Origin of the sequence: Chengkuizengella axinellae (assembly GCF_030730905.1) — a bacterium.
Taxonomy (GTDB): domain Bacteria; phylum Bacillota; class Bacilli; order Paenibacillales; family KCTC-33759; genus Chengkuizengella; species Chengkuizengella axinellae.
In genome coordinates, this window is the sequence record NZ_JAVAMP010000004.1 from 112804 (window position 1) to 125035 (window position 12232).

Annotated in this window: 9 protein-coding genes and 1 pseudogene; all 10 read right to left on the reverse strand. The window is 33.3% G+C overall.

Annotation, left to right across the window (positions count from 1 at the left end; all coding sequences use genetic code 11):
- Positions 1–231: 231 nt before the first annotated feature.
- The 10 genes and pseudogenes from Q5Y73_RS11450 to Q5Y73_RS11490 all read right to left on the reverse strand — a co-directional run bounded on the left by Q5Y73_RS11450 (position 232) and on the right by Q5Y73_RS11490 (position 12196).
- The gene (locus Q5Y73_RS11450) at positions 232–1260 is read right to left on the reverse strand and encodes an SDR family NAD(P)-dependent oxidoreductase (protein ID WP_305992031.1); all 1029 of its coding nucleotides are present in this window, start codon (positions 1258–1260) and stop codon (positions 232–234) included.
- A 331-nt stretch (positions 1261–1591) separates the two neighbouring features.
- Positions 1592–2598, reverse strand: a pseudogene (gene rfbB / locus Q5Y73_RS11455) (dTDP-glucose 4,6-dehydratase).
- 821 nt (positions 2599–3419) lie between these two features.
- A complete protein-coding gene (locus Q5Y73_RS11460) occupies positions 3420–3896 on the reverse strand; it encodes a VanZ family protein (protein WP_305992032.1) in 477 nt (158 codons plus the stop codon).
- A 190-nt stretch (positions 3897–4086) separates the two neighbouring features.
- On the reverse strand, positions 4087–5133 hold the full coding sequence (locus Q5Y73_RS11465) for a hypothetical protein (RefSeq protein ID WP_305992033.1): 1047 nt from the start codon (positions 5131–5133) through the stop codon (positions 4087–4089).
- A 1068-nt stretch (positions 5134–6201) separates the two neighbouring features.
- Positions 6202–6297, reverse strand: a complete 96-nt coding sequence (locus Q5Y73_RS24845) for a helix-turn-helix domain-containing protein (protein WP_371320201.1) — start codon at positions 6295–6297, stop codon at positions 6202–6204.
- A gap of 158 nt (positions 6298–6455) precedes the next feature.
- Positions 6456–7484 (reverse strand): GDP-mannose 4,6-dehydratase, encoded by a 1029-nt coding sequence (locus tag Q5Y73_RS11470; RefSeq protein WP_305992034.1) that lies wholly within the window; start codon positions 7482–7484, stop codon positions 6456–6458.
- On the reverse strand, positions 7465–8835 hold the full coding sequence (locus Q5Y73_RS11475; RefSeq protein WP_305992035.1) for a UDP-glucose dehydrogenase family protein: 1371 nt from the start codon (positions 8833–8835) through the stop codon (positions 7465–7467). Before Q5Y73_RS11475 ends, Q5Y73_RS11470 begins: the two co-directional genes overlap by 20 nt.
- A 104-nt stretch (positions 8836–8939) precedes the next feature.
- Complete coding sequence (gene wecB / locus Q5Y73_RS11480) at positions 8940–10064, reverse strand: non-hydrolyzing UDP-N-acetylglucosamine 2-epimerase (RefSeq protein ID WP_305992036.1); 1125 nt, start codon at positions 10062–10064, stop codon at positions 8940–8942.
- Between the two features lie 3 nt (positions 10065–10067).
- Complete coding sequence (locus tag Q5Y73_RS11485) at positions 10068–11177, reverse strand: capsular polysaccharide biosynthesis protein CapF (RefSeq protein ID WP_305992037.1); 1110 nt, start codon at positions 11175–11177, stop codon at positions 10068–10070.
- On the reverse strand, positions 11177–12196 hold the full coding sequence (locus Q5Y73_RS11490; RefSeq protein WP_305992038.1) for a nucleoside-diphosphate sugar epimerase/dehydratase: 1020 nt from the start codon (positions 12194–12196) through the stop codon (positions 11177–11179). The genes Q5Y73_RS11485 and Q5Y73_RS11490 overlap by 1 nt, the downstream gene beginning before the upstream one ends.
- Positions 12197–12232: the final 36 nt, after the last annotated feature.

Here is a 12232-nt window from a genome sequence, read left to right on the forward strand (position 1 = left end):
AGAGGAAGAAATTCATAGAAAAAAAACTATCTGAGTCTTTCGGAGCAGTCGTCGAATCCATCATTAAAGGTAGTTTTTGTTTAAACATTGGATTTGTTAACTTATTAATTCTGGTGTTATAAAAAAATAGCTCTTACCTTCCACATAAATCGTGGAAGGTAAGAGCTATTTAAATAAGAAGGGAAATTAAGAAGTGTTAAATAGGAAAGCAGCTTGTAAGGTTGTGGGAATCTATTTAACCCCGTAATACCCTACATACCAATCCGTAAACTTCTGAAGACCATCTTGAATCGAGGTTTTCGGTTTAAACTCTACTGCCTCCTTCAATAAGTCTGTTGAAGCATATGTAGCGGGAACATCTCCTGGTTTGATTGGTTCAAAACTCTTCTTAAATACAACTTCTCTACCCAATGATTGACTAAGTGCTTGCTCTAATGTTTCTATAAAGACCATTAATTTCTCTGGGTTATTGTTTCCAATATTAAATACCTTATGCTGAACCCCATCTCCTTTAGGTGGTTGGCTTATCAGTCGTTCAATTCCTTCTACAATATCATCAATGTAGGTAAAATCACGGTAAAGGTCATTTTTAAAGTCACCATTGTTAAAGATTTTAATGGGTTTACCTGCAAAATGTTGATCTGTAAAACCAAAATATGCCATGTCTGGTCGCCCCATAGGACCATAAACCGTAAAAAAGCGTAGTCCCGTAGCAGGAATGTTGTATAGATGGCTATATGTATGTGCCATTAATTCATTGGATTTTTTCGTAGAGGCATAAAGGGATACAGGATTGTCTACAAAATCCGTTTCTTCAAAAGGCACCTTTTTATTGGCTCCATAAACAGAACTAGAGGAAGCATACACTAAATGTTCAACAGGATGGTGTCTACACGCTTCAAGAATATTGTAAAACCCGATAATGTTGCTTTGAATATATGCATCGGGATTTTCTATTGAATATCGTACACCAGCTTGAGCTGCTAGATGGACTACGAAACTTGGTTTGTACTCTTCAAAAATATGTAACATTTCTGCCTTATCAGATATATCTTGCTTCAAAAACGTAAACTGCTCAAAAGTCTGCAGTTGTTCTAAACGTGCCTGTTTAAGATTCACATCATAATAATCATTGATGTTATCGACACCAATTACTTTACATCCCTGCTCTAATAGCTTTTTAGATACATAATAGCCAATGAAACCTGCTACTCCTGTAATGACATATACTTTTTTGAGATGAAGTGATTTATCATTCAATTATTATTCCTCTCCTTTACTAACCTTTAAATCTACAACCAATAACAAGCTAGTTATTCATACGTAAATTTTAAATCCTTGAAAGTATTTCTATCCTTTTATTATGATCTAAACTTACTGTCTCAGCCATCTTTTCCACTACATCATTATATACAGGAGCATAATTCATCTACTCCTTCACAATACTCTTGTCTGAAAATTTATATCATCATAATTTAAACAGTAGTTTGTCTACAAATCTAAGTATATTCTGATCAGGAGTGAATTATGCTGCTATAGTTGTTTCTAAAACTGAAGAGATTAAAAGATTAAGAGATTATCTTACAGTATATCAATTACCCTTGTTTAATATATTCTTCACCCAATCTGTATGATTTAAATACCATTCAATCGTTTCCCTCATTCCTTGTTCAAAAGTATAAACAGGTTTCCATCCTAATTGAGTTGTTATTTTCGTATTATCTATACCGTATCTTCTATCATGTCCGAGACGATCCTCAACATATTGAATAAGGTCCTCTAATTTCCCTAGCGTTGCAACTATTAGTATAACAACTTCTATGTTTGATTTTTCATTATGACCACCAATATTATAAACCTCTCCAACCTTTCCTTTGTTTAAAACAATATCAATAGCAGAGCAATGGTCAGATACGTGCAACCAATCTCTTATTTGCAATCCATCGCCATACACTGGGAGAGGCTTTTCTTCCAAACAGTGATGAATCATTAATGGAACAAGTTTCTCTGGAAACTGATAAGGCCCATAATTATTACTACACCGAGTAATGTTCATCGGCAAACCATAAGTCTCATGATATGCCCTAACAAGCATATCAGCACTCGCCTTTGATGCTGAATAGGGACTATTTGGTGCGAGGCAAGTTTTCTCTGTAAAATAACCTTTTTCTCCTAAAGTACCATACACTTCATCTGTTGAATAAATTTTACTCCTTTTTTAAATTCTCTATCATACTTGTCAGATGATACTTTCCAATTCTTCTTAGCTGTATCTAATAATGCTTGTGTACCTATAACATTTGTTTTTAAAAAGATTTCCGGGTCATCAATACTACGATCAACATGAGATTCTGCCGCAAAATTAATAACTACATCAATGTTATACTGACTAAAAATATCATTTAGAAGATCTCTATTACATATGTCACCTTTAATAAAGTGATAATTTTCATGATCTACTCTGTCTACTAAGCTTTCTAAATTACTTGCATAAGTTAATAAATCTAAATTGATAATCGTATATTTATACTTGGAAAGTAAAAATTTAATAAAATTAAAACCGATAAATCCCGCCCCGCCTGTTATTAAAATGTTCATTTTAAAACTCCTTTTTACGTATAAATTTGTTAAGTTGTTTGATAAGTGACATATGACATTTTATTCCTCAGTTATATGATTTCAAGACTTTTTTCGTTTGTAATACCTTTGTATAAAAAAGAGCATTGTTTATAATATGTGCTTTTCAGATACCTCCACAGAAATTTCTGTCTATTGTTACTATATGACCATAGTTTTAAAAAAGTGAACAATGAAATATTAAGTTATGTATTATTCTTTCACTTTATAAGATACTTATTTAAGACAAACTATTTATTGATACCATAGTTAAATTAAATATTAAAATAAATAATTTGGGAAACTAGTTATTATCAAAAAAGAGGTTAGAATTAACTTATAATAATAGGATTAGTGGAAAATGAATAAAAATTTTATAATTTTGGGAGAGGGGTCAAGCACAAGTAGATTCGATATTAGCGGTTAAAAACTAGGAATGAGGATGCTGGTTCTTGTTATTCATAGGGATGCAGTTCTCTTTGAATATGCGGATTATAAGGAAATTGTTTGTACCATCCGTGTGTAATATCAATGATAAATTAAACAGATCAAGTAATATTGACATCATAATAGATTAGAGAAGGGACAAGAAATTAAAGCTATTAAATCTAGCTTAGATGTATATAGTTATGTTATTTGTTCAGGTTCTTCTGCATTATTTCTGAAAGGAAGTGTAGTGAATTATCGAGTTTAATTAAAAATCAAATAACCCCGTAGAGGTAATTTAAGTAGACAATGTTTTGCCAATAACTGATTACCCCAATAGACTTATACGAAGAGGTTATTTGTTAATTCTCCTAGAGTTAAAACTTCTTTTGTTTTTGTATTCCAAACAAAGTTAACAAGTAGTACATACTTATTCCTACTAAAGAGCCTAGACTATCTATCAAGACATCCCTTACCTCAGGACCTCTCCCAGGTACGTATAGTTGATGAAATTCATCGGAAATTGCGTATAGGATGCATATTGCAAAAGCCAAAGTATAAGATTTAAATCCAATCATATCACTTCTTCTGATTGCAATAATAACTAATAACCCTAACACTAAGTATGTAAAGAAATGAGCATTTTTACGTACAAAATGATTCATTGTATTGATATTTATATCATGTTTTGGAGTAATGTTATCTACGGTTACTATGACAACTTCTGAAACATTTCTGCTAAGATTGTCTGACTGGCTAGCAACTTGAGATGATAAATAAAATATGAGCAGCATCCATAGGAATACTACTGCTAGAGAGGTTATGAATTTTAATTGTTTTCTTTTATTAGACATCATGTGTCGTTCCTTTTAGTATTAGTAATTAATAATATTACTCAGCTAAAATTGCTTTGGAAGAGCAAAATAATGATTTAATTATACAAACCAATCGTTTTTTTTAACTATAAATTAATATTCTCAGTATGATCATTTACTATACGTGTCTATTTATGATTCCTTATAAAATAGAAAAACAGTGGATCAACTAGCTACCACTGTTTTGTATTTTAGAAATTAAACTGTTCAATATTTTATTGCTTGTTTCATCTTTTACATTCTGGTAGGTTTGTCTCCATTCCTCAATTGTAATTGGATCAAAACCTCCTGTTTCAAATTCTTGTTCTGCTTGGGTCATTAACCCTTCGAATTGATTATTACATTCATTTTCAGCTTGTACAAATTTTTGTAAGAAAGTAGCTTGCAAGTATTGAACTGTTACTTGTTCACCATCTGCTAATTTATTGTCAATGTCTGAGTTGATTTCAACAGCTAGGTCGTTGACTTTTCCTTCGCAGGTGTTTTGTAGTGATTCTATCTCAGTTTGGTATTTTTGTTGTACTTCTTGGGTTACTGGTGTTAATGTAGGTACAATTTCTTGTTGAATTTCTTCTGTTCCATCTTCAGTTGGTACATTTTCTTGAGTTGGTTCGGTTTGGACTTCTATTGACTGGATTCCAGTTTCAGTTGATTCGCTTTCTTGGTTTACAGATGTATCCTCTATGTTTTGAGACACTTCCGTTGTTTCTTCCTCTAAACCTTTTATTTTTACATTCGGATCTAATATATCTAACGTTCTTCCATAGTACCTAGCTATTTGACGTAATGCATCAATTTCTTCCTGTGTCAGTTTTGCTAAAAGAGTGTCTCTTATATGCTTTAGTTCCTCCGGTGATAAACCTTCTTTTGCCTGACCCGTTAAGTATTGCATTTCTTTTAAACTTAATCCTGAGTTTAACAAGATAGAGGTTACATCTAGCGCATCTTCCATTTCAATTGGTTTGTCTGCAAATTCTTCAGCTTTTTCTAATTGACCTCCGACACTGGAAGGTAAATCATCAGGGTCTGCTTTTTCTATTTCTATACCTTGTCCCTGATCCCTTTCATATAACCGTTCTTGAATGTCTACTATGTCCTTTGATTTGAGATCTACATATATCCAAACGACTGAAATTAATAGGGTAATTAATATAAAAGTAAAAATGCCAATTGTCCAACGTTTCCAAGGTTTTAAGTTTTTGAAGTGGGTTCGCATAACGTGGATACTCCTCTTATTTTTATAATTGAAACATCATAGAATGACGAATATTATAAGTATAATACATAGTGCACAATCAAGAATGTTAGAGACAAAAAAACTGAATATTAAACTTACTATGTTGTTAAAATTTTAAATCTTTCTTAAATTATATATAATTTAATATATTATCCAATTTTAGTAAATATTAAATTAGTAAAATATACCACACGAAAGACAAATTACTGCTATTCAATTGCAGCATATATAATAACCAAAGGGGTAATTAAATATATAGCTTCTATATTCGATCCATAAACTAGTGTTTCTTTGTAAACAAAAGGATGTCTAAATACTAGAATAGCAAAATTGATTGAGAGATACTACTAAAGAAAGTTTTATAATATCTTTAGTTACTTTCTGTTCAGTAGGAAGAACATACCCAATAGGGTAAGTTCCCGGCTTGCCTAAAACGCTCCTACATCATAAAAAGCTTCTGGATCATTATTGGTGAATCAATAATTTAAAAATTAATTGTATACAAACTGTTCCTGAGTACTAAGGTACAATAATACCAAGAGAAAACTATCGCTAGAAAAGAAGAATACTCACTAAGAATATGACAGTTTTGTAGAATATGTATCCTTAGCTCTTTGACGGGTTTTCCATATACTTGCTTAGCTTCCTTTTATTACTTTCACTTAGATAAAATGCAATAGTATCTTCATCATTCTTTGTTACGATTCTTGCATGAATTGTTCTTTTGTTCATGCCCTTTGGTAGCCTCGTAGATTAACCACTATTTTCCTCAAATAAGTCCGTTGACAGAATGGGTTATGTTTTGTTGAGCAAACTCACACAATAACACTTATCCTTTTATGAAGTTTGTATTCTCATACCGGAAGTTTGCCACTCGCTTCCTTCAGATTCTACATCACGACGGAATTAAGCTAACAGCTACATCTGCCTTTTCAGTTTGGGACTTTCACCCTATAGATTGCTTATTTTCGCCTCCTTTCGATATCCTCTAACTTTTTCATTTGATGTTTAATTTTCTATTCTGAAGTTAGCTTAACTTCTTCTTTCTTATTTACCATGTTTATCTTTCAGCGCTTCATCTCCGCAGTTTTCATACTGCTTAATCCAACTTCTGAGGACAGATGCATCTGATATTTCATATATTGTAGTATTTCACGTATAGAGTAATTACCAGCTGATAGCTTTCTGCAAAATATGATCTTTTAGACATAAAAAACACTCCCCAAAAAGTATCCAGATTTTTACTTTTTAATCTATCTACCTAAAGGAGAGCATATCACAGACTCAGTGGGTAATTGTATCTATTCCTTCAGCTTATAATAATCTACATACCAATCAGCAAATTTCTGCAGCCCCTCTTCAATTGAAGTCTCTGGCTTAAAACCAACAGCTTTTTGCAATTGATTTGTCGAAGCATAAGTAGCAAGTACGTCACCTGGTTTAATAGGTTCAAAGATTTTTTCAAATTGCACTTCTTTACCTAGAGCTATACTTAATGACTTTTCTAACGTTTCAATAAACATCATCAGTTTCTCAGGGCTGTTATTTCCGATATTGTAAACTTTATGTTGAACTTTTCCTTTAGGTGGATTACTTAATAATCGTTCAATGCCTTCAACGATATCATCTATATAAGTAAAATCGCGATAAAGGTCATTTTCAAAATCACCATTGTTAAATACTTTAATTGGTTCACCGGTAAAATACTTATTTGCAAATCCAAAATAGGCCATATCTGGTCGACCCATTGGACCGTAAACAGTAAAGAATCGAAGCCCAGTAGTTGGAATCTTATATAGATGACTATACGTATGTGCCATTAATTCATTTGATTTCTTAGTAGATGCATATAGAGAAACTGGATTATCAACAAAATCTGTTTCCTCAAAAGGAACCTTTTTATTGGCTCCATAAACAGAACTAGATGATGCATATACAAGATGATCCACTGGATTATATCTGCAAGCCTCAAGGATATTATAAAAGCCAATGATATTACTTCGAATATAAACATCCGGATTCTCTATTGAATTTCTTACTCCTGCTTGAGCAGCTAGGTTTACTACAGCATTAGGTTTGTACTCTTCAAAGGTCCTTATTAGCATATCCTTATCTGATATGTCACCTTTAATAAGGGTAAACTTTTCATAAGGCTCTAAATTCCCTAAGCGAGTATATTTAAGGTTCACATCATAGTAGTCATTGACGTTATCAATACCAACTACCTGGCAACCCTGTTCTAGTAGCTTCCTAGATAAGTAGTATCCAATAAAACCAGCTGCTCCAGTAATCAGATATGTTTTACTAGGATTAAGAGTTTTGTAATTCAAGATTCTTCGACTCCTTAACAGTTGCACTAAATGAAGGTTTTCTTCCGATTGAGTGATACTCTATTCCTGCTTCTTGCATATCCTCGACATCAAATATGTTTCTACCATCATATACTAATGGTGTTCTCATTAACTTCTTATAGGTTTCAGGTGTTAATGCTTTTATTTCTCCCCATTCGGTAAAGACAAAGCAGACATTCGCACCTTCCAAAGCATGCTTTATGGTGGAAACATAGGTGATGCTACCTTTTCCATTCTTGCCCTCTGGATGAACTTTTGCAAAGTTACCTGCTCCAACGGGATCATAAGCGTAAATATCTGCACCTTGTTCTAATAATAAGGGCACATTCTCAAGAGATGCTGCCTCTCTTAAATCATCCGTTCCAGGCTTAAATGTTAAGCCTAACACCGCCACCTTAAGACCGTTAAATGTAATGAGTCTTTTACTTGCTTTCTTATAAAGCATTGTTTTTTGTTCTTTATTTACATCAATAGCCGCTTTAACCGTTTTGAGTTCATAACCGTTCTGTTTAGCAATATACTCAAGCGCTTTTGTATCCTTAGGAAAGCATGATCCACCAAAACCAATCCCTGCATTTAAGAACTTACTTCCAATACGCTCATCAAAGCTCATTCCCTTAGCTACATCCTGAATATCTGCTCCAACCAATTCACAAAGATTAGCTATATCGTTCATATAAGAGATTTTTAATGCAAGGAAGTCATTGGAAGCATATTTTATCATTTCTGCCGATCTTCTATTTACTGAAACAATCGGTAAATGAAACGGTTCATAGATTTTCTTTAATAATTCCTCAGCCCATTTACTTTCAGTTCCTATAATGATTCTCTCAGCATGAAGAGTATCATGAACAGCAGATCCTTGTGCTAAGAATTCAGGGTTCGATGCTACTTCTACTTTCACGTCCTTGACTAAAAAGTCCTGAATAAACTGTTCCACTTTATCATTCGTGCCAACTGGAACTGTCGATTTAACTACTACTAGACAATCTTTTTCTACTGATTCAGCAATTTGTCTAGCAACTGTAGCAATGTATGACAAATTTGCAGAACCATCAGGTTGTTCAGGTGTCCCAACACCAATAAAAATTGCATCAGCATCTTTGTAGGCTGATTTGAAGTCAGCTGTATAGGCAATTCTTCCAGTAGCATAATTTTTTTTCATCAACTCTTCTAAACCTGTTTCATAAATTGGAGAAACTCCAGATTTCATTAAATCTATTTTTTTTTCATCTATATCGACACAGGTTACTTGATGACCAATTTCAGCAAAGCAAACACCAGCTACTAAGCCGACGTAACCTGTTCCTGCTACTGCTATTTTGTACATTTACACGCCTCCCTTCACTCTTTGAAAAATAAATTAAAGCAATACATCCTTCTGACCTTTTTATTTTAAAGTATTTCCATTGTGTACATAGGGTGTCCATTATATTATTTCCCCCAAACAACCCTGTTCACATAATCAGTATAAGACATTATAATTCTAAGCACTTTATCTGATACATTCGACATACTATAGTCAGCTACTTTTCTCAACGTGTCGTTTTTCTGAAATTCTAATATTTCTAGCCCCTGCATTATTCTATCTTTATGCAAACCTACCATCATAACCGCTGCTTCTTCCATTGCTTCAGGTCTTTCATGAGTTTGTCTAATATTTAGTGCCTTAAATCCAAGAATTGAAGACTCTTCACTAATCGTTCCACTATCACTTAGAACTGCCTTTGCTTTACATTGTAGTTTGACATAATCATTAAAACCTAATGGTTTCATTACTCTTACTAAAGGGTGAAACTCTATACCTTTTGTATCAATCATCTTTCTAGTTCTAGGATGTGTACTCACAATAATAGGTTTATTGTACCTTTCAGCAATCGAATTTAAACTATCAACTAAATCAAAAAAATTAGTCTCTGAATTTATATTTTCGTCCCTATGAGCCGATACAACAAAATACTTCTCTACTTCAAGGTTTAATTTCTCCAATACATCTGATTTCTCTATGTCGTCTTTTCTAGAATTAAGCACTTCTAACATAGGGCTACCAGTTTTGATAATTCTATCTGATGGAAAGCCTTCTCTGAGAAGATACTCCCGTGCAATATCACTATAGGTTAAATTTATATCAGACACGTGGTCAACTATTTTTCTATTTGTTTCTTCAGGTACTCTTTGGTCAAAACATCTATTTCCTGCTTCCATATGAAAAATAGGTACACCTTTTCTTTTAGCTGCTAGAGCACATAAACAACTATTAGTATCCCCAAGAACCAGCAATGCATCTGGTTTCACTTGATCCATAATTGGGTCAACTTTAATGAGAATTGCTCCTATGGTTTCTACTGCATTTCCAGTAGCTGCATTTAGAAAAAAGTCTGGTTTTTTTAAACAAAAATCTTTAAAAAACACTTCATTTAATTCATAGTCATAATTTTGTCCGGTATGGACAAGCGTATGTTCTATTGCGTTTGAATTTTCTAACTTATTAATAACAGCCGACAATCTAATAATCTCTGGTCTAGTACCTACGACTGTCATGACTTTTAATTTCTTCATCAGCTATACCTCCAAGAAGTAAGTATCCGGCTTCTCTGGATCAAAGAGCTCATTAGCCCACATTATTGTGACCATGTTTGTATCCCCGAGATTCTCAATATTGTGAGTATACCCAGTAGGTATGTCCACTACTTCCATTTTATCTCCACTTACAAAATACTCGATTATTTCATTTGTATTAATATTTCTAAATCGAATAACTCCTTTTCCATTTACCACAAGGAATTTTTCATTCTTAGTGTGATGCCAATGGTTACCTTTTGTTATACCGGGCTTGGATATATTAACTGATACCTGGCCCCTGTCATTAGTTTTAATAAACTCCGTAAAAGAACCTCTATCATCTATGTTCATCTTAAGGTCATAACTGAATTGAGTTTCTGGTAAATAGCTCAGATAGGTACTATATAGCTTTTTCGTAAATACATCAGACATATCAGGAATAGACCGTTCTTCTCGACTCATCTTGAATGAATAAATCAAATCAACTATTTCTCCCAGGGTAGTAGTATGAACGATTGGAACTTCACAAAAGTCCCCTTTAGTGTTTTCATTACCATTTAGAGCACTAATCATCTCTTCCACAACATCATCTATATAAAGTAAGTTCATTACAACACCGGGGTCATTGACACTTATTGGCAAATCACGCGCAACGTTATAGCAAAATGTCGCTATTGCACTATTATAATTTGGTCTACACCATTTACCAAATACATTGGGGAAACGATAGACAAGTACTTTTGCATCAGTTTCTTTGCTATACCTAAAAAGCAAGTCTTCTCCTGCTTTTTTACTGATACCATATGGGTTTTCAAGATTAGCTTGAACGGATGAAGAAATCATTACTGGGCAAGTGTTATGGTGTTTTTTTAGTGTTTCTAGTAAAACTGATGTTAATCCATAGTTACCATCCATGTATTCAGACTGATCTTTAGGACGATTCACCCCTGCAAGATGAAATATAAAATCCGCTTCTTTACAATATTCGTCAAGTAAAGATGGATCTGTTTCCCTACCGTATTCAAAGATATCAGTGTAGTTTCTGTTCCTCAATTCTGCCACAAGATTTTTACCAATAAACCCTTTTGAACCAGTTACAAGTATTTTCATTATTGATTCCAGCTCCTCAACTCATCTTGAACGTAGTCTAGTGCTAATAACTTATCTTTAATTTGTTCAATAGTTAATCTTAATGTATTGTCAGAATTATATTCTTCTTGTGATGATAACTTTTGATCACCTTCAATAAAGTATTTATCGTAGTTAAGATCTCTTTTGTCAGCTGGGACTCTATAAAAATCACCATAATCCTCAGATGCTACATACTCTTCTTTAGTGAGAAGAGTTTCATACCTTTTCTCTCCATGACGTGTACCAATAATCTTAATTTCATTATTTACATTAAATAACTCCTTAATAGCTTGTGCTAAGTCTCCAATTGTGGAAGCAGGTGATTTTTGTACCATGATATCTCCAGCCTGAGCATTGTAAAATGCAAAAATGACGAGTTCAACCGCTTCTTCTAGACTCATTAAAAATCTAGTCATATTTGGGTCAGTAACAGTTAAAGGTTGTCCATTTTTAATTTGTTCAATAAAAAGCGGGATTACGGAACCTCTAGAAGCCATAACATTGCCATAACGAGTCCCACAAATTAGAGTGCTGTCATGATCTACAGTCCTGGATTTTGCAACAAACACCTTTTCCATCATTGCCTTGGATATTCCCATAGCATTAATTGGATAAGCTGCTTTATCCGTAGATAAACAAATTACTTTCTTTACTCCACTTTCAATAGCACCTGTTAAAACATTTTCAGTCCCGATTACATTTGTTTTTACAGCTTCTAAAGGAAAGAATTCACAAGATGGAACCTGTTTAAGTGCCGCTGCGTGGAAAATATAGTCTACACCATGCATAGCATTCTTAACACTTCCCAAGTCCCTTACATCACCTAAATAGAATTTAAGTTTATTATTTTTATACTTTTGTCGCATATCATCTTGTTTTTTTTCATCTCTTGAGAATATTCGTATTTCCTTAATATTAGTGTCCAAGAATCTTTTCATTACTGCATTTCCAAAAGAACCTGTACCACCTGTTATAAGTAACGTTTTGTTTTCAAACATAATCATTTCTCCTTGTAATTTATATAAAAAACATTC

Bases quoted from the DNA above. Each gene is read 5' to 3' on its own strand.
- Q5Y73_RS11460 (WP_305992032.1), bottom strand. From the start codon at position 3,896: ATGTCTAATAAAAGAAAACAATTAAAATTCATAACCTCTCTAGCAGTA.
- wecB (WP_305992036.1), bottom strand. From the start codon at position 10,064: ATGAAGAAATTAAAAGTCATGACAGTCGTAGGTACTAGACCAGAGATT.
- Q5Y73_RS11485 (WP_305992037.1), bottom strand. From the start codon at position 11,177: ATGAAAATACTTGTAACTGGTTCAAAAGGGTTTATTGGTAAAAATCTT.
- Q5Y73_RS11475 (WP_305992035.1), bottom strand. From the start codon at position 8,835: ATGTACAAAATAGCAGTAGCAGGAACAGGTTACGTCGGCTTAGTAGCT.
- Q5Y73_RS11490 (WP_305992038.1), bottom strand. From the start codon at position 12,196: ATGTTTGAAAACAAAACGTTACTTATAACAGGTGGTACAGGTTCTTTT.
- Q5Y73_RS11465 (WP_305992033.1), bottom strand. From the start codon at position 5,133: ATGCGAACCCACTTCAAAAACTTAAAACCTTGGAAACGTTGGACAATT.